The following is a 21,430-nucleotide window of genomic DNA, read 5'->3' on the forward strand; positions in this document are numbered from 1 at the left end:
CTACGGGGCGGAGTACAAACAAAGATCTTGATCTGGCTTTTGATCTTCTTACGCGATGGTGCAGACACCGCTGAACGCGACGTTAAGGCGCCAGGCCGAGCGCAGGTGTCGTAGAGGGGGATGAGCGGCAGGAAGCCGCGAAAGCCGTGCGGGCCAGGGACGGCCCATCACGGCGTGCCCCCGGAACGGCGCCGGAGTCGAGGGAAGTCCGAAGGACCCCAGCCTGTCGCAGGGCTTTTTTGGTTACTTTTTCAGCTCTTGGAAAAAGTGACCCGCCGTAAGGGCGGAAGGCGCAATCAGCACCAGCCTAAGAAACGGATATACACACGATTCAACCGCCGCCGACGCGGATCGTCGCTCAAGGCGTTACCACGCAGAGCGTGGGAACGATCAGGACCACGCGATCAAGAACAGATCACCGAGCCTTGGGCGTCGCCACCTTGTCCCGCAAATAAACCGGCTGCGCCTCATCAGCAACAATGGCCTCGCCGCGCTGCCAGGCAAAGGTCGCCAGCGTCAGCAAATCCTGCGCATGGGGCAGCATCAAAGCATCCTGCCCAGAGACAGCGACAGGCATACGCCCCGCATACCCCCAACCCGTACCCGCGCCAAACCACTCACCCGACGCATCGGCAGGCAAAGCGGCACGCTCTGGCGGCATCACCGCCTCCTCGCCCACCAGCCGCATCTCACCGGCAGCTTCGCGATAGCAACCCCAATACACCTCATCCATCCGCGCATCGATTGCAGCAGCCACCTGCGTGGCGCCATGCTCACGCAAGGCCCGCTGCGCCAGCACCGCCAGATTCGACACCGGCAACACCGGACGATCCAGCCCGAACGCCAGCCCCTGCACCACACCAATGGCAATGCGCACGCCAGTGAACGCCCCCGGGCCACGCCCGAAAGCAATCGCATCCAGCGCCGACAGCCCGATGCCGGACCCTGCCAGCAGCTCCTTGATCATCGGCAGAAGCTTCTGCGCATGCAGCCGCGGAATCACCTCATAGTGCGTGGTGATTTTTCCGTCGTGCAACAGGGCAACAGAGCAGGCTTCAGTGGCGGTGTCCAGGGCCAGCAACGTGGTCATCGGAGTTTCCATGATCGGGGGAGAAAAGTGGGAGAAATGCGCGGGCATTATAAACAACAACGGCCCGCAAGCGGGCCGTCATCGCAACGCCTGGTGAAGATCAGGCCAGTGCTGCGCTCACCTTGGCGGTGATTTCCTTGACCGAACCTACGCCCGGGATGCTGCTGAACTTCGGCGTGCCGTCCTTCTCTTCGAGCTTCTTGTAGAACTCGACCAGAGGCTCAGTCTGCGCGTGGTAGACCGACAGGCGATGACGCACGGTCTCTTCGACGTCGTCCTTGCGCTGAACCAGGTCTTCGCCGGTCACGTCGTCCTTGCCTTCAACCTTCGGCGGGTTGTAGACGGTGTGGTAGACGCGGCCCGAACCTTCGTGCACACGACGGCCGGAGATACGCTGGACGATCTCTTCGTCGTCGACCTTGATCTCGACCACGTGGTCGATGGCAAGGCCGGCATTCTTCAGGGCTTCAGCCTGGGGAATGGTACGCGGGAAGCCGTCGAACAGGCAGCCGTTGGCGCAGTCGGGCTGCGACAGGCGATCCTTGATCAGACCGATGATCAGGTCATCGGACACCAGGCCGCCGCTGTCCATGACGCTCTTGGCCTTCAGGCCCAGCTCGGTGCCGGCCTTGACCGCAGCGCGCAGCATGTCGCCGGTGGAGATTTGTGGAATGCCGAACTTTTCAGTGATGAACGTTGCCTGAGTACCTTTACCGGCCCCGGGAGCTCCCAGCAGAATCACGCGCATTGTTGTGCTCCTCAATTTTTATAGAGATTTCGTCGGATTCGCCTACATGGGGCCAATCACTAAAAAAAATTAACTGACCCAACGGCCAAAGGCTGATCAAGATACACAGCCGATTCATGCCGCACAAGACGCCAAAAGTCGCAGCAACCCGCGACAAACCAATAGCTTGGCAACGATCGGTACTTTGGTAGCACCGCAGTGCAACTTCAGGGGGCAGCTCTGCGGCGGATCGGCTGTGCGCCGCAGGATGAAGCCTTCGAGCCTCATCTGCGGCACCAATCTCACCTTAGCCGGTATTGCGCAAACCGGCGGCAATGCCTGCAACAGACACCAGCAGCGCCTGTACCAGAGGACTGTCCAGGCTGACCTCGCGACTGCGCGAGCGTGCCAGCAGTTCGGCCTGCAATAGATGAAGCGGATCGAGGTAGGTGTTGCGCAAGCTGATGAATTCAAGGGTTTCCGGGCTGTGGGCCAGCAGTTGCGACTGGCCGGTCAGCCCGAGCACCACGTCGCACGCCTGCGACAATAGGTCGCGCAAATGCGCACCCAAATGCAGCAGTTGCGGCTGCACCAGACGTTCGTCGTAGAGCTGGGCAATGTCGCTGTCGGCCTTGGCCAGGACCATCTCCAGCATGTCGATGCGGGTGCGGAAGAACGGCCACTGCTCGCGCATCTGCCCCAGCAACTCGCCCTGGCCCCGCTCCAGCGCCTTGCTCAGCGCGTCTTCCCAGCCGAGCCAGGCAGGCAGCATCAGGCGGGTCTGGGTCCAGGCGAAGATCCACGGGATCGCCCGCAGGCTTTCCACCCCGCCCTCGCGACGCTTCGCCGGCCGGCTGCCCAGCGGCAGACGTCCCAGTTCCTGTTCGGGTGTGGCCTGGCGGAAGTATTCGACGAACTCGGGATTTTCCCGGACCACGGCGCGATAGGCGTTCACGCCATCTGCGGCCAGTTGATCCATCATCTGACGCCACTGCGGCTCAGGCATCGGCGGCGGCTGCAAGGTTGCCTCCAGCACCGCGGCCAGATACAGGTTCAGGTTCTGCTCGGCGATGTCCGGCAGGCCGAACTTGAAGCGGATCATCTCGCCCTGTTCGGTGGTGCGGAAACGCCCGGCCACCGAACCTGGCGGCTGCGACAGGATCGCCGCGTGAGCAGGACCACCCCCGCGGCCTACGGTGCCGCCACGGCCGTGGAACAGCAGCAGTTCGACTTGCTGGGCCTTGCAGATCTCCACCAGTTTTTCCTGGGCCCGATACTGCGCCCAGGCGGCTGCCGTGGTGCCCGCGTCCTTGGCCGAGTCGGAATAGCCGATCATGACTTCCTGCGGGCCATGCAAACGCTGGCGATAGCCCGGCAGGCTGAGCAGGTGCTCGATCACAGGCCCCGCGTTGTCCAGGTCCGCGAGGGTTTCGAACAACGGCACTACCCGCATCGGTCGCTGCAAGCCAGCTTCCTTTAGCAGCAACTGCACGGCCAGGACATCGGAAGCCGCGCCCGCCATGGAGATCACGTAGGAACCCAGCGATGCCGCAGGCGCCGCCGCCACCACCCGGCAGGTCGCCAGCACTTCGGCGGTGTCGGCTGCCGGCTTGAAATGCGCGGGCAGCAGTGGGCGTTTGTTGCTCAACTCGCCGAGCAGGAATTCGATGCGGGTTTCTTCGTCCCAGTCGTCATATCGGCCCAGGCCCAGGTAGTCGGTGATCTCGGTCATGGCCGAGCTGTGCCGGGTGGAGTCCTGGCGGACATCGAGCTTGACCAGGAACAGGCCGAAGGTGACCGCACGGCGCAGGCAATCGAGCAGCGGGCCATCGGCGATCACGCCCATGCCGCACTCGTGCAGCGAGCGGAAACACAATTGCAGCGGTTCGAGCAGCTCGCGATTGTCGTGCAACACGCCCTCAGGCGCAGGCTGGGTGACGCGCAGCGAGGCATGGGCCCAGTTGCGGGTGGCCCGCAGGCGCTCGCGCAGTTGCTTGAGCACGGCGCGATAGGGCTCGGCGCTGTCGCCGGCCACGGCCATCAGCTCGGGGCTGGCCTGTTGCATCGACAGCTCGGCAGCCAGTTGATCGACATCGCGCAGGTACAGGTCCGCGGCCATCCAGCGCGCCAGTAGCAGCACTTCGCGGGTCACGGTGGCGGTGACATTGGGGTTGCCGTCGCGGTCGCCGCCCATCCATGAAGCGAAGCGGATCGGCGCCGCTTCCAGAGGCAGGTGCAGGCCGGTGGCCGCTTTCAGCGCCTGGTCGGCCTTGCGCAGGTAGTTGGGGATGGCTTGCCACAGGGAGTTTTCAATCACCGCAAAGCCCCATTTCGCCTCATCCACGGGCGTGGGTCTGACACGGCGAATTTCTTCGGTGTGCCAGGCTTCGGCGATCAGGCGTTGCAGGCGCTCGGTGATCTGCTGGCGCTCGATGGCATTCAAGTCGCGATGATCGAGGGCCGCCAGTTGCGCGGCGATGGCATCGTACTTCTGAATCAGCGTGCGCCGTGCCACCTCGGTGGGGTGGGCGGTGAGGACCAGTTCGATTTCCAGTTTCCCCAACTGGCGCGCCAGGGCTTCAGGTGACTGACCGGACGCCTTCAAACGCTCAAGCAGTTCAGGCAGCACGCGCGATTCGAAGGGCTGCGGCTTGCTGTCGTCGCGGCGATGGATCAACTGATACTGCTCGGCGATATTGGCCAGGTTCAGAAACTGGTTGAAGGCCCGCGCAACCGGCAACAGTTCGTCCTCCTTGAGGCTTTCCAGATTGGAACTCAGTTGCTCGGTGCTTTGTGTCGTAGCGTGCCGACCGGCCTTGGCGCTCTTGCGGATACGTTCGATCTTCTCCAGAAAATCAGCCCCGTGCTGATCACGAATGGTGTTGCCCAACAGCTCACCCAGGAGGTGAACGTCCTCGCGCAAACGTGCATCGATATCAGCCATCCAGCCCTCTCCTTCAGCGTTTTTTGTTGTTCCGGTCACGCGTGGCTTCGGGTCCGAAAAGTCCCTGAAACTGAACGCTCGGTAAAAATCCGTCTCTATCTACTGTGCATACAGCGACAAATTCATACAAGCATGCAACCCCTTGCCTCACATCCGTGGGGAAAAGGCTAGGGTTTGTAGTGGACCCCACGAAGGTCTGCATACTCGCCAGCTCCCGTCATCCTGCGGGCGCCAGGTGCGAGAACCATGAAGAGGTCTTTATGAAAATCCGTGAGCTCGCAAAACAATGGGAACAGTCCGCCAAAGGCCGCCTGACCAAGACCGGGTACGCCGTGCATCTGGACGTCGAAGCCGCAGCGCGCCTGGCGGCCATCGCCGAAATGTACCCCAAACGCTCCCCGGAGGAACTGCTGGGCGAATTGATCGGTGCTGCCCTTGAAGAGCTTGAAGAAAGCTTTCCGTACATCCAGGGCACCCACGTGGTCGCCACTGACGAAGAAGGCGATCCTCTCTACGAAGACGTAGGACCGACACCGCGTTTCCTCGCCTTGTCGCGTCGTTTCCTACAAGACCTGTCGGATCTGACAGACAGTCAGCAGCACTGATAACGACGTCGTTTTCAATGCCAGTCAAAGTGCCGCGCCGCCCCGTAAAACCGGGGCCGGCGCGTCTTTTTATGTGTCATTAAAAAAGCGCCAGTTTTACAACGCGCAACAAATCACCCGTTTGGCAGCTGTAAAAAACGCTGAACTATTCAAAAACCGTGTTGGTCCGAGCAATTAGCCATGACAGAAAAAGCCGACCAATGGCATCAGGCGCGACGCGTGTTTGCTGCAAGCCGCCCGCTCCCGACCAGGGCAAGACTGAAATGGACCATCATGTTTTCAGGAGTTTCGAAATGGAGTTGACCACCATGAACATCAGCACTGCCAACACCAAGTCCAACCGCCTGCGCGGGCTGAAACTGGCCGCGTTGGTCGTGGGCACCAGCGTGCTCCTTGCCGGTTGTGCAGGCAAACCTCCAAGCGAGCAGTACGCCGTGACCCAGTCGGCGGTGAACGCTGCCGTGACCGCAGGTGCCACCGAGTACGCTCCGGTCGAGATGAAATCGGCGCAGGACAAGTTCAAGCAATCGGAACTTGCGATGCAGGAAAAGAAATACGACGAGGCCCGCAAATACGCTGAACAGGCCGAGTGGGACGCCCGTGTAGCCGAGCGCAAGGCGCAAGCGGCCAAGGCACAGAAAGCCGTGCAGGACGCTCGCCAGGGCGTCAATGAACTGCGTGAAGAAGGCATGCGCCAGGCCCAGCCGGTCAGCCAGTAACCCTTCGCATTTCCTGCATTGCCATTGATTTAAGGACGAAACCATCATGCGTAAACAAGTACTGATTCCTGCCCTGCTGGCCCTGAGCGTTGGCCTGGCTGCCTGCTCTTCGCAACCGAACGTGAATCTGGAGCAGGCCCGCACCAACTATTCGGCGCTGCAAAGCAACCCAAAGGCCACTGAACTGGCGGCCCTGGAAACCAAAGACGCGAGCGAATGGCTGGACAAGGCCGATGCGGCTTTCCGCAGCCACGAAAACGAGCAGAAAGTCGACCAACTGGCTTACCTGACCAATCAGCGCGTGGAGCTGGCCAAGCAGACCATTAACCTGAAGACCGCTGAAAACGATCTGAAAAACGCCTCGGCTCAGCGTGCACAGGCACGTCTGGATGCACGCGATGCGCAGATCAAGGCGCTGCAGAACAGCCTGAACGCCAAGCAGACCGAACGCGGCACCCTGGTGACCTTCGGTGACGTGCTGTTCGATCTGAACAAGGCCGAGCTGAAATCCAGCGGCCTGGTCAACGTCAACAAGCTGTCTCAGTTCCTGCAAGAGAACCCTGACCGCAAGGTGATCGTCGAGGGTTACACCGACAGCACCGGCTCCGCGAGCTACAACCAGTCGCTGTCCGAGCGTCGCGCCAACTCCGTGCGCATGGCGCTGGTGAAGATGGGTGTGAGCATGGACCGCGTCGTGTCCCAGGGTTACGGCAAGGAATACCCGGTGGCTGACAACGCCAGCGCGTCGGGCCGCGCGATGAACCGTCGCGTGGAAGTGACCATTTCCAACGACAACCAGCCAGTGGCACCGCGTTCTTCGATGCAGTAACGCAGCTCTTGCGGTAATCAACAGCCCTGCCTGGCGATGCTCAGGCGGGGCTGTTTTGCGTCCGTCTGTGGGAGCGGGCTCGCCCGCGAAGGCGGTGTGTCAGGCACCCAAACAGGCGTCTGGCAAACAGCGTTCGCGGGCGAGCCCGCTCCCACAGATAACAGATATCAGGCGGCGATGCTTAGCGTGTTATTGAACCTGCTGTGGCGTCTGCTGCCCCATGCAGCGCACCGCCTGTTTACGGTCGTTGACCAGCACGCCGGTCAGGCCCTTCTGTTCGGTATCGAACAGCACCAATACCCCTTCGATGCATTGCGCAGCCTGCGGCGCGGGTTCCAGCGCGACTTTGTAATCCTCCCCCGGCATGGTCTTGAGCATGGTGAACTGGCTCAATTGCAGGGCGTCCTCAGGCTTTGCGAAGTGCAGGTAGCCGTAGTACCACAACACCCCCACCGTGCCGAAAATACAGGCGATGCCGGTCAGAATCTGCGGGATGACGTTACGCTCTTCACTCATTTGTGGCTCTCTGCTGGGTTGCCTGGCGACGGTTTCGCGTCAGGATCGGGGTAGTTGGGGATTTCTGCCAGACGCCGCAAACCGTTGAAGTGCTGCGGGTCGTCCAGGTAGTTGACCATGACTTGCTGCCAGGTCGGGTCGGCGAAGGTCTGTACGTGAGGCCCGCGCGTCAGTTGCAGCACCCGCGGGGGCGGTGCGGCCTGATACAGGCTGATGCCGTTTTGCAGCGGAATCTGCGCATCGTCCAGGCTCTGGAACAACAGGATCGGCGTGCCCTTGAGCCGGGGGATGGCGGTGATGGCGCTGTCGCCGTCAGGAATCACCCAGGACAATGGCCGCTTGAACGCCCAGGTCAGCCACGACGTGCTCAGGGTGTAGCGCGCAATTTCACGGTAACTGGCCGGGACGCCGTCGAGTACCAGTGCCTTGAGCCGCGAGCGTTGCTGCGGATGTTCGGCCAGGTAATGCACGCCGATCGCGCCGCCCAGGCTCTGGCCCAGGACTATCAGCGGTTTGCCCTGTACTTCGGGGGCCTTGCTCAGCCAGTCGAAGGCGGCGTCGACGTCCTGATACACGGCAGGCAGGCTTGGATCGCCCTCGGAGCGACCATAGCCGCGGTAGTCCAGCATCAGCACCTGGTAGCCGCGCTCGGGTAGCCAGCCACTGCCGCCCAGATGCCAGGCCATGTTGCCGCCGTTGCCGTGCAGGTGCAGCACCGTGCCCTTGACCGGCACGCCCGCCTTGGCCGGCAGCCACCAGCCGTTGAGCCGGGTGCCATCGGCGGCGACGAGGGTGACATCGCGGTAGGCCAGTTGCGCCTTGTCCGGGGTCATGGGCACATGGCGCTCGGGGTAGAACAGCAACTCGCTGCAGCCGGTGAGGGAGATGAGCAGGAGCAAAGTCAGAAGCGGCTTCAAGCGATGTCCTTTTAAGTGAAATATCCAACCACACCCAGGACCTGTAGGAGTGAGCTTGCTCGCGATAGCGGTGTGTCAGACGGTACGACTTAAACTGACACTACGCCATCGCGAGCAAGCTCACTCCTACAGGGGAGGCGGTGGGTCAGGTAGATCCGAGTCGTCTGACACCACGCCATCGCGGGCAAGCGCGCTCCTACGGGATGTGTTGTTCAGAGGATGTTCGAGTAATCCGCCTCGATCCGGTCCAGGCTCAGGTGATTGAGGAAGTTGGAGAAGCACATCCACGCCGACAGCGCGTTCATGTCGCGGAACTGGTCGGGCAGGTACTTGGGCGGCACCACCAGTCCTTCGTCCACCAGTTGGCGCAGGGTGCGCATGTCTTCCAGGGTGGTCTTGCCGCAGAACAGCAGCGGCACCTGCTCAAGCTTGCCCTTTCTCACGGCCAACTGGATGTAGTTGTAGACCATGATGAAACCCTTCAGGTACGAAAGGTCCTTGGTGAATGGCAGACCGTTCGGCACAGAGCCTCGGAAAACGCGGCTGGCGTTGCCGTAGCTTTCCGGCATGCCGAAGCCCTGCTCGCGATAGAAATCGAACACCTGGAGGAAATCCGCGCCCTCCTCGGCCATGTGGATGGCGCGGGTGCGGTTGGTGAGCTTGCGCAGGCGGCTCGGGTACGAGGCGAAGCCGATCACTTCCATCAGAATCGCCAGCCCTTCCTGAGTCACCGTCGACGAGGGCGGACCCTTGGCCAGGAAGGTGCAGATTGGCTGGTTCAAGCCGTTGAGCGTGGTGCCCACGTGGACCAGGCCTTCGTGGACTTCCAGCGCCCGCACGTCACGCTCGTTGAACATCGCGTCGCTGCGGATCTTGATGTAGTCGGCGCCCGCCGCAGCGTCAGCCACGATGCCGTCGGACTCGAACACGCGGATGGTTTCCTCGGCCTCGCCGAAGGTGCGGTTCAGGCGGCTTTGCAGCATGGCCACCGCGTCCTTGGCGTTGAGTGTCTTGGGTTCGTCCTTGAGGTCACCACGCCCGGCGATGTTGTTCAGGTAATCGGAGAGCATCATGCCCAGGTCGGCCAGGGTCGGGTCGCCGGCATGGAACGCATCGGAGGCCGCGCCGTACAGCTCCTGGGAGATCAGGCCGAAATCCGGCGTGCCCCGGGCTTCGAGCATGCGGATCACCATGCGGTATTCCTTGCACATGCGGCGCATGATCTGCCCGACCGGGTTGAACTGGCCCAGTTGCCGGGTGATGTCGCGCTCGATGTTCTGGAACTCGAGCTTCACCGCGCCCGAATCGAACCCCAGCGGGCGGTTCTGGTAATAGGCGCGGTCGACCTCGGGCGGTTCCTTGCCCTTGGCGGCCAGGAACGTCTTGCGGATGCTGTCGTCCCATTTCACGGCATCGAGTACGCGAATCGGCGTCTGCGCCAACACAATACGATCGGACAGCGTGCGTATGGTCTGTTGGTAATCGTCCACCCAATACCCCTTTGATTAACCGGTAGCGCTATTTGGTCATGCGCTGATATTTGGCCGCATTGATGAAGACATCGGAATTGGCGGTGTCGTCCAGGTAGGCGAACACCTTGTCCATGGAGCTGGTGATCAGGACGCCGTCGCCCTTCTCGGTGTCCACCGTCTGGCCGTCGAAGACCTTCTGTTCCACCAGTTGCTGGAAGCGTTCGAGGTCAAGATCATAGACCTCCAGCTCGTCGGCGGCGTTTTGATTGTCGATCAGGTCGAAGCCTGCGATCACGTAGTTGGCGCCGTACTTGTCCGGCAGCGAGGCGCACAGGTACCAGCGGCTGCCGTGGCGGGCCACGGTGAAGGTGTATTCGTCACGGTTCTGGCGATCGCCCTTGCGATAGCTGACCGCCCGGTATTGATTGGTGCCGGCGCGACTGATCTCGAGCTCCAGCGGCTCGCCCCAGGCGTTCTTGCTGGTCCAGGTGCCGAGCAGTCCGGGCGGCGCGGTATCGCGGGTCGCGATCGGGTCCTTGAACGTCACCAGGCATCCGCTCAACAGGGCGAACGACAAGGCGAGCACGACGCTCCAGACTTTCATCCTTTCCTCCCCATGTGAGCCGTGAACCGGCGAACGATCAACCCGCCACGGGCCTTGCAGTGCCCAGCACCAAGTGCATCTGGCGGGTAAGAATAGCGAGCATTTGCTCGTCTGCGTCGGGCCGTGGGCCTTCGAGCAGCCCCTGATATTCCATCCGCCCGATAATCCCCGTCAACACTTGCGCGTCCGTCTGCGGCTGGGCCGAGCCCATGACCTCGAGAAACTGGGCACTTCCCTGCAGCAGAATCTCCTGATGGGCGCTCACCAGAGGTGCCAGGCGCGGGTTGATCAAGGCTTCGAGGCGGAAGGCATGCTCGGCGATCAACTGGTCGCGGCGGGTCATCAGTTGATGACGCACGTATTCCATCGTCATGCGCGCGATTTCGTCGGCCAGGCGTCCACGGGCCTCGGCACTGCCATCGTTGCGCGCAACCATTTCGCGCAGCAACACTTCGGTGTTGGTCCACAGCTTGGCCATGTAGGCGGCGCTGCGCTCGACGTATTGGGCGAAGGCATCGGTGAGCAGGTCGTCGATGTCCTTGAAGTAATAGGTGGTGGCCGACAGCGGCACCTGCGCCTCGGCAGCCACGGCACGATGGCGAACGGCGCGCACGCCATCGCGGATGAGGATGCGCATGGCGGCATCGAGAATCTGCTGGCGACGCTGTTCACTGCCCTGTCGGCTCGCTTTGCGGCCTTGATACTGAACACTCTGCGCCACAGCCGTGGCAAGGCCGGCGGCTCCCTTTTGAGCGATCGTACGATTCACGACAGGTTTCCTTTTTAGTCTTCGAAATCGGGGCATCGGAAAGCTTCGGTGTCTGCACCGGCCCCGTCGCGGGCGAGCGCGCTCCTACAGTCGAGCACAATACAGTGTAGGAGCGCGCTTGCCCGCGAAGGCGTCAGCACAGGTAACCGAACATCCGCAAAACAGGCAAAAAAAAGCCGCCCTCTCCAGGCGGCTTTTCTGACAACGCTTAAGCCTGAGGCCGCATGTGCGGGAACAGGATCACGTCGCGGATCGATGGCGAGTTGGTCAGCAGCATCACCAGACGGTCGATACCGATACCCTCACCCGCCGTCGGCGGCATGCCGTATTCCAGCGCGCGAACGAAGTCGGCGTCGTAGTGCATGGCTTCGTCGTCACCGGCGTCCTTGTCGGCCACCTGGGCCATGAAGCGCTCGGCCTGGTCTTCCGCGTCGTTCAACTCGGAGTAGGCGTTGGCGATTTCACGGCCGCCGATGAACAGCTCGAAACGGTCGGTGACGTTCGGGTTTTCGTCGTTGCGGCGCGCCAGCGGCGACACTTCGAACGGGTACTGGGTGATGAAGTGCGGCTGTTCCAGCTTGTGCTCGACCAGCTCTTCGAAAATCATCACCTGCAGCTTGCCCAGGCCTTCGAAGCCCAGCACCTTGGCACCGGCTTTCTTGGCGATGGCGCGAGCCTTGTCGATGTCGTTCAGGTCATCGGCGGTCAGATCCGGGTTGTACTTGAGGATCGAATCGAACACCGACAGACGCGCGAACGGCTCGCCGAAGTGGAACACCTTGTCGCCGTACGGCACGTCGGTGGACCCCAGCACAAGCTGCGCCAGTTCGCGGAACAGTTCTTCGGTCAGGTCCATGTTGTCTTCGTAGTCGGCGTAGGCCTGGTAGAACTCCAACATGGTGAATTCAGGGTTGTGACGGGTCGAGACGCCTTCGTTACGAAAGTTGCGGTTGATCTCGAACACCTTCTCGAAGCCGCCAACCACCAGACGCTTGAGGTACAGCTCAGGCGCGATACGCAGGAACATTTCCATGTCCAGGGCGTTGTGGTGGGTTTCGAACGGCTTCGCCGCGGCGCCGCCCGGAATGGTCTGCAGCATCGGCGTCTCGACTTCCAGGAAATCACGCTTCATCAGGAAGCTGCGGATGTGGGCGATGACTTGCGAGCGCACGCGGAAGGTGTCGCGTACTTCTTCGTTGACGATCAGGTCAACGTAGCGCTGACGGTAGCGCTGTTCGGTGTCGGTCAGGCCGTGGTGCTTGTCCGGCAGCGGGCGCAGCGACTTGGTCAGCAGGCGCACGGTGGTCATCTCGACGTACAGGTCGCCCTTGCCGGAACGGGCCAGGGTGCCTTCGGCGGCGATGATGTCGCCCATGTCCCAGGTCTTGACCGCGGCCAGGGTTTCCTCGGACAGGGTCTTGCGGTTGACGTAGACCTGGATGCGACCGGTCATGTCCTGGATCACCATGAACGAGCCACGGTTGAGCATGATGCGACCGGCAACCTTGACCGGAATCGCCGCTTCAGCCAGCTCTTCCTTGGTCTTGTCCGCGTACTGTTTCTGCAGGTCGTTGCAGTAGTTTTCGCGGCGGAAGTCGTTCGGGAAGGCGTTACCCTTCGCGCGCTCGGCTGCAAGCTTTTCCTTGCGCAGGGCGATCAGGGTGTTTTCTTCCTGTTGCTGGGCTTGCGGGTCGAGTTGTTGGTCGCTCATGTCTTCAGTTATTCCATCAGGTTCGTTGCCCATCATCCGCCACGGGTCAGCGGTGAGGAATCGCGGGCCGGTCATGCGCAGTGGCGTGCCGTGCCCGCAACGGTAGTTTCGCGGTTACAGGCCTTGCTTGAGGCTGGCTTCCAGGTAACCGTCGAGGTCGCCGTCCAGCACCTTGTTGCAGTCACTGCGCTCGACGCCGGTACGCAGGTCCTTGATGCGCGAGTCATCGAGGACGTACGAACGGATCTGGTGACCCCAGCCGATGTCGGACTTGGTGTCTTCCAGGGCCTGGGACGCCGCGTTGCGCTTCTGCATTTCCAGCTCGTACAACTTGGCCCGCAGCATTTTCATGGCGGTGTCCTTGTTGGCGTGCTGGGAGCGCTCGTTCTGGCAGCTGACCACGGTGTTGGTCGGCACGTGGGTGATACGCACCGCCGAGTCGGTGGTGTTGACGTGCTGACCACCGGCACCGGACGAACGATAGGTATCGATGCGCAGGTCCGACGGGTTGATGTCGATCTCGATGCGGTCGTCGATCTCGGGGGATACGAACACCGCCGAGAACGAGGTGTGGCGACGGGCGCCGGAGTCGAACGGGCTCTTGCGCACCAGGCGGTGAACGCCGATCTCGGTACGCAGCCAGCCAAAGGCGTACTCGCCCTTGATGTGCACCGTGGCGCCCTTGATGCCGGCGACTTCGCCTTCGGACAGTTCCATGATGGTGGCGTCGAAGCCACGCTTGTCGGCCCAGCGCAGGTACATGCGCAGCAGGATGTTGGCCCAGTCCTGTGCTTCAGTACCGCCGGAACCGGCCTGGATGTCCAGGTAGGCGTTGTTGGGGTCCATCTCGCCGCTGAACATGCGACGGAATTCAAGCTTGGCCAGCGATTCTTCAAGGCCCTGGAGCAGCTCGACGACGTCATTGACGGCGCCTTCGTCGTTTTCTTCGACGGCCATGTCCAAAAGCTCGCGCGAATCGGTCAGGCCGCTGGACATCTCGTCCAGGGTCTCGACGATCTGCGCCAGGGTGGCGCGCTCGCGGCCCAGTGCCTGGGCGTACTCGGGCTTGTTCCAGACGTTCGGGTCTTCCAGCTCGCGGTTGACTTCGATCAGACGATCACTCTTGTGATCGTAGTCAAAGATACCCCCGAATGGACTGGGAGCGTTCGGTCAGGTCCTTGATGGTGTTCAGGATCGGGTTGATTTCCATGGTCGACAGGACTCGCAGGCGAATTTAGCAAAGCCCGCGAGTATAGCTCATTCGTCCCCATTGCGGCAGTCCGTCCGGCTGCCTGGCCTCCTGACTAATCGCGAACCGCGATAACCCTCATCGCGAAACAGCCTAGCGCCCGCATCGGCTGCGCACATACTCGGAAAAGGACATCAGGAAACACCGAAAAGGAGGTCGAGATGAAACCCGGGCAACTTGCCTTGTGGGTGATGGTGACGCTGTTCGCGGCGTCCCCCATCCACGCAGAAGAAAACCCGTCGACTGTCTATCCTGCCGCGACACAGGCCGAACAGTCCGGCGTGGGCGACGAAATACCGTCGCAAGCACCGCCCACCTCCCCCGAATCAGCGGCCAGCGGTGTCTTTCAGGCTCCGGCTTCCGCTTTCGCCACCGATGGCAACCTGGACATCGGCAAAGCGGGCGCTGCGGTACCCTTCAAAGTCGATTACTCGAGCTTCGGCCCGGGACACAAGGTGATCCTGCGCTGGACCGGCACCAGCACCTATAATGCGCCGGTGCAGACCACCGCCGCCGCGCACCCGCTCACGTTCACGGTGCCCAAGGCCACAGTCGCCCAGGATTTCGGCAAGACAGCGACCATCACCTATACCGTCGAAGTGCCCGGCGCACCTATCCAGACCTCCGAGCCACTGACGGTCAACGTCATGCTCGAAGCGCTGCCGGCACCCGAGTTGCCGCTGGCCCCGGACAACAAGCTGGACGTGGGCAAGGCCCCGCTGTCCGTCCCCTTCAAGGTGGCCTTTGCGAGCCTGGCCGCCGGCCAGAAGGTCACGCTGATCTGGGGTGGCGTCACGCCTTACCGGGCGGCGGCCCAGAACACCACGAGCACGGCACCATTGGTGTTCAACGTGCCCCGGGAGGTGATTGCCAGGGAATTGGGCAACACGGTGCCCGTGACCTACACAGTCGAGATTGCGGGCGTCGCGCTGCAAACCTCCCAGCCCCTGAACATACAAGTGCAGATCGGTGACTTTCCGCCGCCCAACCTGCCGCTGGCGACCGGGGTGGACACGGCGCTCAGCCTAAACAGGCGCTATGCCGATACCCGCGAGCAATGTGACGAGGGCACGCCGGCGTTCTACTGCAGCGGCGTGGTGATTCGTGCAACGCAGAATGGCAACTACGACCCCTGGGACCCAAGCACCACGGCCATCACCCTGGGAGGCGTGTCGTTTTCGTACATGCGCAAGGATGCATTCGTCAGCACGCTTTACCACAACAGCGGCTTCATCTTCCTCGCCCAACAGGACGCAATTCGCCAGGGCAAGGCTCAGGAGTATCTGTGCACATATCCCTATGATGCCTGGACTGCCCAGCCCAGAAGGCCCGACGCAGGCTGTGGTTTCCAGCCAAGAGCCGCCCAGGCGGACCTGAGCACTTGCCAGAGCGTGGACGCCATCACCACCGAAGGCTGGTACGCATTCGCCCGACAACTGACCCACCCGCAGGAACAGTGCTCGTTCAGCACCCGGGACTGGAGCCAGTTCCTCACCAGCCTGAAAGTGCGGGCCAACCGGCCTGCCAACATGCCGGACGCGTGGAACGAGATTCTGGTCAGGGTCTGGGACCAGAACATCCCGGCCCAGTTGCCGATCGAGGCGTTCTTCTACAAGAACCCCGCAGGCCTTGCCGAGGCCAGGACCTATCAGCAGAAATACGCGGCACGGACCGCAGGCGCCTGGCTGCCGGTCATCAAGCTTGACCTCGCTGCCCCCAACGATGCGCCCTTCAGCTACATCCCCACCGACCAATTGATTCAACCCTGATATCGACAGGACCGACTCCCTGCCGGGCATTTTCGCAGGCAGGGAACGATGCATGACTCTGCCGACCGACGACATGGAGGTCACATGAAACTCTTGTATGCGTTGCTGATCACAACGCTGATGTCCCTTGCAGCCCTGCCCGGGGTACAAGCTGACAGCCAGCCATGCAATTGCCAGTGCCAATGCGAGGCATCCCCTGCGACGTCGCCCGGCGGCAGCGTGCTGGCGATACCCAAACCGCCGCCGCCTGTGGTCGTCGAAGCATCGAACGACGAGCTCGATCTGCAGACCCTGGGCACTGCCGATGCGACAGTCGAGGTGAGCTACCCCGAAATCGCCGACGGGCATACCGCAGGGTTGTACTGGACCAGTCCTGCCGGGCAGTACCGGGCGCCGGTGCAGACCGTCAGCGGTGGCGCCAAAAAGCTCATGTTCAAGATCCCCAATGCCACCGTCGTCAATGATCTTGGCCAGTCCCCGGAGATCACCGCAAGTGTCGGCGTTGCCAACGAGAAACTGGTGATCTCCGAGCCCCGCACCATCACGATCATCAGCGGCGCGCCACCGGGCGAATACCCGGCAGCGGCATTACCCGATTTCACGGATAACCTGGTGGACGTCGGAGTGCTCACCGGCGACCTGAACGTTCGTGTGGCCTATGACAGCCTGGCTGCCGGACAGCAGGTAAAGGTGCTGTGGCGGGGTCCGGTGACCTATGACACCCCTTTGCAGTCCCCTGAGGACGACACGCCCCTGGGCTTCACCATCCCCCGCGACGTCGTCATCGCCAGTCTCGGCAAGCCGGTCACCTTGAGCTACGAGGTCACGCTCGACGGACAGGTGTTTCAGCCCTCCGATAGCCTGACCCTGAACGTCGTCCTCAGAACCCTCAAGGAAGTTCCGGTCATCCCCTCGGCGGTCGATGGAAAAGTGGATCTGAAAGCTTTGCTGTTCAAGCCCCTGATCATTACGTACAGCTACACCGGCATCACCCCGGGCCACACCGCGGGCATCCGTTGGGCCGGCAACCCGGCCTATGACACGCCGCACCCTGCAATCGGCACCACGCCCAGGCCACTGGAATTCACTATCCCCTACGACAAGGTCCGGCTGGAGAGAGACAAGACCGTGCTGGTCAGCGCCTCGGTGGGTACCGGGGACAACCATCTGACGATATCGCCAGAGGTGTCGGTGGAGGTGGTCGACACCCGCCCCGGAGGCGAGGAAGTCGCTGCCGATCTCAACGCGCGCTACAACGACACGCGCAAGACCTGCGACAGCGATCTGCCGTCCTATTACTGCAACGGTGTCACGATCCGCGGGACGGTCAATGGCGGTTACGACCCCTGGGATCCGAGCCCTACTCAACTGACCAAAGGCTCGATGTCCTTTTCCTATCTGCGCAAGGACGCCAGGGTCACCCAGCTTTTTCGTCCCAGCGGCTACATCCTGCTGTCCCAGGACAACGCCATCGCCCAAGGCAAGGCCTACGACTACCTGTGCAGCTATCCGCACGATGGATGGACTGACCTCGTCGGCAGGCCAGGCCTGGGCTGCGGCCTGCAACCCAAGGCGAACCAGCCGCTTATTGACATGCTCACGCAGAACCCTGAGCTGGCCAACCTGCTCAAGAATGATGATGCCCTGGTTGAGCGTTTGAAGAACGACCAGAGCCCTGCCGGCCTGCTCACGAGCGATTCCAGGCTGGCCGAGTTGCTCAGGGCGGCACCCACTCTGGGCGCCTTGCTCAGTGATAACGAGCGAATGGTTGAGCACTGGCGCGTGGCGCCTTACGCTGACGACCTGAGCACCTGTGCCGGGCAGAACGCAGCGACCATGGCGACATGGAACAGCTATTCGAGCAAGTTGACCCATCCATCGCAGCAGTGCTCCCTCAGCGCCCAGGATGCGACGCAATTCGACACCAGCCTCAAGGCCCGAGAGTTTGCCCTTCCGGTGATCAAAAGCACCTGGAACGAAGTTCTCGTCAAGGTGTGGCCAGCCGGCATCCCCAACCGGCTGCCCATGGAAGGCTTCTTCTACACCAGCGCGCCGGGCCTTGCGGAAGCCAAAGCCTACCAACAGAAGTACGTGACCCGGACCGGGGGCATGTGGCTGCCCGTCATAAAGCTGGACATGACGAAGCTGGCGGGCAACCCCTTCAGCTACAGCACAGCCGATCAGGCCGTACAACCGTAGCGGCCGGACGGCAAGGGTCGCCTCGAGTGACATTTGCCCCGCCGTCGAAAAGGAGATCGACATGAAAACCAGGCCATTTATCCTGTGGGCACTGACAGGGCTGCTGGCAGCATTCGCCATCCAGGCGGACGAGGCCGTACCGGCTCCCGATTCCGGTCTGTGGGTGGCTGCGGTAGTCGCCAGCCCCCAGGCAGCGCCTGCCACCTCGCTGCAGGGCACCGTCAGGGCGATAGCCACCCCACCGCCACCGCTGGTGGTCGAGGCGGTGAACGACGAACTCGATCTGCAAACCCTGGGCGCTGCCGATGCGACGGTGGAGGTGACCTATCCCGAGATCGCAAAGGACCATACCGTAGGGCTGCGCTGGAAAAGCAACAGTCAGACTTATAATGCTCCTGTGCAGAGGGTCAGCGATGGCGCCAGAAAGGTCACGTTCAAGATTCCGAATGCCACGGTCGCGAAGGATCTGGGCCTGTCGCCGGTGCTGACCGGCAGCGTCGGCATAGGGAATGATCCGCTGGTGATTTCCCAGCCGCGCAGCATCAGGATCATCCGCAATGCACCACCGGCGCAATACCCGGCACCGACGCTACCCGGCGCGCCTGACAATGTGGTGGATGTCGACGCCTTGACGGGAGACCTGGTCGTCCGGGTTCACTACCCCGACATCGGCGCAGGACAGACCGTGAGAGTACTCTGGAGGGGTGCCACTTCCTATGACACACCTTCGCACGACACCGTGGACGACAGTGCGCTGACCTTCACTATTCCCAAGGCAACTGTTGCAGCGACAGTGGGCGTGGCTGTGAGCTTGAGTTATGAGGTGATTCGCAATGGGCAACCTGCACAGTCTTCCGCCCCCGCTTCAGTGAGGGTGATGAGCAAGGCGCTGAGCACCGCACCGAAAATCAGCTTGCTGCAGGGCGGTTTGCTCGACCTGGCATTCGTCCAGTCCAAGGACGTCAGGGTTACCTATACCTACCCCGGCATCGCAAAAGGCGACACCGTGGGCATTCGCTGGGCTGGCAAGCCCGTCTACGAAACCCCGCATCCACCGATCGGGGACACGCCACGCCCGGTGAGATTCGACATTCCCTATGACAAGGTCCGCGACGCCAAAGGCACGCTGGTCACGGTCACGGCGACCGTGGGCAGGCCTGGCTTGCCCCTGGAAACGTCACAGGAGCTGAAGTTCATTGTCCTCGACTCCCGTACCCCAGGCGAAATCGTGATCGAGGATCTGAACAACCGTTTCAACGACACGCGTTCCACCTGCCTCAACAATCAGCCTTCCTACTACTGCAATGGCGTTACCACCCGCGGTACGGACAACGGTAACTTTGATCCATGGGATCCTAGCGCGACCCAATTCCGCAAAGGCTCAATCTCGTTCTCGCATATTCGCAAGGATTCCAGAGTCACCTACCTGTGGAGGAACAGCGGCTACGTCCTGCTTTCTCAGGCGGAGGCGATCAAGCAAAACAAACAGCAGGAATACCTCTGTGTATTCCCGCACGATGGCGCCACCGACCTGGGAAGACTCGCGTACGGTTGCGGATTCGCAGGAAAGGCCGGGCGGGCAAGCGACACCGGGGAGAAGCTGATGCAGATCGCTATCGAGCATCCCGAGCTGCCAGCGCTGCTCAGGAACAACGAGCAACTGGCTGACCGACTCGCCAATGGCAAAGACGCCAGCGATCTTCTGCAAAAGGATCCGGCCTTTGCCGCCTTGATCCGCAAAGTGCCCAATCTGGGAATGCTGTTGAGCCATAGCCTGGACGAGGTGCAAGCCTCCAATCAGTTTTCCATCAACGTTGCGGACCAGAGCACCTGCGCAGGCCAGAATGCCACGACACTCAACACCTGGCTTGCCTACACCAACCGTTTGACCCACCGCCTTCAGCAATGCTCGCTGAGCGCGCAGAATCCGGCGCAATTCTCACTCAGCCTGCTGGCACGGGGCTCTTCGGTACCCGCTGCGGTATTCAGCACCTGGAACGAGGTGCTGATAAAGGTCTGGCCTGCCGGTATGGCTTCCAGAGTGCCGCTGCAAGCGTTCTATTACCAGAGCGCAGCTGGGCTGCCGGAAGCTCGGGCTTATCAACAGAAGTACAAGACCCGGACATCGCTATGGGTGCCTGTCATCAAGCTTGACGCAACAAAAATGGCGGCCGGGGTTGCCCCATTCAGTTACATTCCCGCCGACCAGGCCGTGCAGCCTTGAGCGCAGCGCAGACAAGGCCGGATTCATGTCCGGCCTTGTCTCACCCCACCGCCACCTGATTGCGCCCGCTGTTCTTGGCCGCATACAACCCCTGATCCGCGCTCTGGATCAGTTGCCGGCTGTGGCTGCCCACGGCAGGCACTACGGTGGCCAGGCCAATGCTGATGGTCAGCACGGAACCTTCTACCGGGGCGATGTGCGGGATGTTCATGCCGGCCACGGTCTGGCGCAGTTTCTCGGCCAGCAGGCGCGCACCGCCCGGCGAGGTGTTGGGCAGCACCAGGGCGAATTCTTCGCCGCCGTAACGGGCGGGCAAGTCCGAAGGACGGCTGCAGCTTGCGCGGATGGCCTTGGCCACCTGACGCAGGGCCTCGTCGCCTTCAAGATGGCCGAAACTGTCGTTATAAGCCTTGAAGTAGTCGACATCGATCATCATCAGCGACATCTGGGTCTGTTCGCGAATGGCCCGGCGCCATTCCAGTTCCAGGTATTCGTCGAAGTGCCTGCGGTTGGAGAGGCCCGTCAGGCCGTCGGAGTTCATCAGGCGCTGCAGCACCAGGTTGGTGTCCAGCAACTGCTGCTGGCTCACGCGCAGGGCACGATAGGCCTCGTCGCGCTGCAACAGGGTCATGTAGGAACGCGAGTGGTAGCGAATGCGCGCCACCAGTTCGATGTTGTCCGGCAGCTTGACCAGATAATCGTTGGCCCCGGCCGCGAACGCCGCGCTCTTGATCAGCGGGTCTTCCTTGGTGGAAAGCACGATGATCGGGATGTCGCGGGTGATCGGGTTGTTGCGGTATTCACGCACCAGGGTCAGGCCGTCGAGGCCTGGCATGACCAGGTCCTGCAGGATCACCGTCGGCTTGATCTGGATCGCCTGGGCAATGGCCTGATGCGGATCGGCGCAAAAGTGGAAATCGATGTTTTCCTCATTTGCCAGCCCGCGCCGGACGGCCTCGCCGATCATTGCCTGATCGTCGACCAGCAACACCATGGCAGCGTTTTCATCCGTGGTGTTTACATCGTCCAGTTGCAAATCATGCATCAGGGTGCTCCTGGTCACAGCCGGGCTGTGAAATCACCTGG

17 protein-coding genes are annotated in these 21,430 nt (G+C 61.8%); 6 read left to right on the top strand and 11 right to left on the bottom strand.

Going from position 1 to position 21,430, the window contains the following annotated elements; genetic code table 11:
* Positions 1-415: 415 nt before the first annotated feature.
* From tsaB to ppc, 3 genes are all read right to left on the bottom strand, one after another.
* Entirely contained in the window at positions 416-1,090 is a 675-nt protein-coding gene (tsaB, locus tag NPS29_RS16155; protein WP_274133738.1) for a tRNA (adenosine(37)-N6)-threonylcarbamoyltransferase complex dimerization subunit type 1 TsaB, read from the bottom strand.
* A 100-nt stretch (positions 1,091-1,190) separates the two neighbouring features.
* Positions 1,191-1,838: an adenylate kinase gene (gene adk / locus NPS29_RS16160; protein WP_274133739.1), complete on the bottom strand. Its 648-nt coding sequence runs from the start codon at positions 1,836-1,838 to the stop codon at positions 1,191-1,193.
* A gap of 286 nt (positions 1,839-2,124) precedes the next feature.
* Entirely contained in the window at positions 2,125-4,761 is a 2,637-nt protein-coding gene (ppc, locus tag NPS29_RS16165) for a phosphoenolpyruvate carboxylase (protein WP_274133740.1), read from the bottom strand.
* A gap of 260 nt (positions 4,762-5,021) precedes the next feature.
* Here ppc and NPS29_RS16170 point away from each other — a divergent pair, with 260 nt between their 5' ends.
* The 3 genes from NPS29_RS16170 (at position 5,022) to NPS29_RS16180 (ending at position 6,914) form a co-directional block, all read left to right on the top strand.
* The gene (locus NPS29_RS16170; protein WP_274133741.1) at positions 5,022-5,366 is read left to right on the top strand and encodes a pilin assembly protein; all 345 of its coding nucleotides are present in this window, start codon (positions 5,022-5,024) and stop codon (positions 5,364-5,366) included.
* A gap of 293 nt (positions 5,367-5,659) precedes the next feature.
* The gene (locus NPS29_RS16175) at positions 5,660-6,085 is read left to right on the top strand and encodes a DUF4398 domain-containing protein (protein ID WP_274133742.1); all 426 of its coding nucleotides are present in this window, start codon (positions 5,660-5,662) and stop codon (positions 6,083-6,085) included.
* Positions 6,086-6,131: 46 nt separating this feature from the next.
* A complete protein-coding gene (locus tag NPS29_RS16180) occupies positions 6,132-6,914 on the top strand; it encodes an OmpA family protein (protein WP_274133743.1) in 783 nt (260 codons plus the stop codon).
* 189 nt (positions 6,915-7,103) lie between these two features.
* Here NPS29_RS16180 and NPS29_RS16185 read toward each other — a convergent pair whose 3' ends face one another.
* The 7 genes from NPS29_RS16185 to prfB form a co-directional block, all read right to left on the bottom strand.
* A complete protein-coding gene (locus NPS29_RS16185; protein ID WP_274133744.1) occupies positions 7,104-7,430 on the bottom strand; it encodes a hypothetical protein in 327 nt (108 codons plus the stop codon).
* Positions 7,427-8,347, bottom strand: coding sequence for an alpha/beta hydrolase (locus tag NPS29_RS16190; RefSeq protein ID WP_274133745.1), 921 nt, complete (start codon positions 8,345-8,347; stop codon positions 7,427-7,429). Before NPS29_RS16190 ends, NPS29_RS16185 begins: the two co-directional genes overlap by 4 nt.
* 212 nt (positions 8,348-8,559) lie before the next feature.
* On the bottom strand, positions 8,560-9,837 hold the full coding sequence (locus NPS29_RS16195) for a flavohemoglobin expression-modulating QEGLA motif protein (RefSeq protein ID WP_274133746.1): 1,278 nt from the start codon (positions 9,835-9,837) through the stop codon (positions 8,560-8,562).
* Between the two features lie 28 nt (positions 9,838-9,865).
* The gene (locus NPS29_RS16200) at positions 9,866-10,423 is read right to left on the bottom strand and encodes a hypothetical protein (RefSeq protein WP_274133747.1); all 558 of its coding nucleotides are present in this window, start codon (positions 10,421-10,423) and stop codon (positions 9,866-9,868) included.
* Positions 10,424-10,460: 37 nt separating this feature from the next.
* The gene (locus tag NPS29_RS16205; protein WP_274133748.1) at positions 10,461-11,228 is read right to left on the bottom strand and encodes a TetR/AcrR family transcriptional regulator; all 768 of its coding nucleotides are present in this window, start codon (positions 11,226-11,228) and stop codon (positions 10,461-10,463) included.
* Between the two features lie 172 nt (positions 11,229-11,400).
* On the bottom strand, positions 11,401-12,903 hold the full coding sequence (gene lysS / locus NPS29_RS16210) for a lysine--tRNA ligase (protein ID WP_274133749.1): 1,503 nt from the start codon (positions 12,901-12,903) through the stop codon (positions 11,401-11,403).
* A gap of 114 nt (positions 12,904-13,017) precedes the next feature.
* Positions 13,018-14,113, bottom strand: a protein-coding gene (gene prfB, locus NPS29_RS16215; protein ID WP_274133750.1) for a peptide chain release factor 2 whose coding sequence is annotated in 2 segments (ribosomal slippage) — positions 13,018-14,040 and positions 14,042-14,113 — 1,095 coding nt in all. Because the reading frame shifts where the segments join, the coding sequence is not laid out codon by codon here.
* Between the two features lie 200 nt (positions 14,114-14,313).
* On the opposite strand from prfB, the gene NPS29_RS16220 reads away from it, so the two are divergent.
* The 3 genes from NPS29_RS16220 (at position 14,314) to NPS29_RS16230 (ending at position 20,344) form a co-directional block, all read left to right on the top strand.
* A complete protein-coding gene (locus NPS29_RS16220; protein ID WP_274133751.1) occupies positions 14,314-15,921 on the top strand; it encodes a hypothetical protein in 1,608 nt (535 codons plus the stop codon).
* 84 nt (positions 15,922-16,005) lie between these two features.
* Positions 16,006-18,120, top strand: coding sequence for a hypothetical protein (locus NPS29_RS16225; protein ID WP_274133752.1), 2,115 nt, complete (start codon positions 16,006-16,008; stop codon positions 18,118-18,120).
* A 265-nt stretch (positions 18,121-18,385) separates the two neighbouring features.
* Entirely contained in the window at positions 18,386-20,344 is a 1,959-nt protein-coding gene (locus tag NPS29_RS16230; protein WP_274133753.1) for a hypothetical protein, read from the top strand.
* Positions 20,345-20,384: 40 nt separating this feature from the next.
* Here the strand turns inward: NPS29_RS16230 and NPS29_RS16235 are convergent, their stop codons facing one another.
* Complete coding sequence (locus NPS29_RS16235) at positions 20,385-21,389, bottom strand: response regulator (protein WP_274133754.1); 1,005 nt, start codon at positions 21,387-21,389, stop codon at positions 20,385-20,387.
* Positions 21,390-21,430: the final 41 nt, after the last annotated feature.

Origin of the sequence: Pseudomonas putida, from assembly GCF_028682175.1 — a bacterium.
GTDB classification, from domain to species: Bacteria; Pseudomonadota; Gammaproteobacteria; order Pseudomonadales; family Pseudomonadaceae; genus Aquipseudomonas; species Aquipseudomonas putida_AD.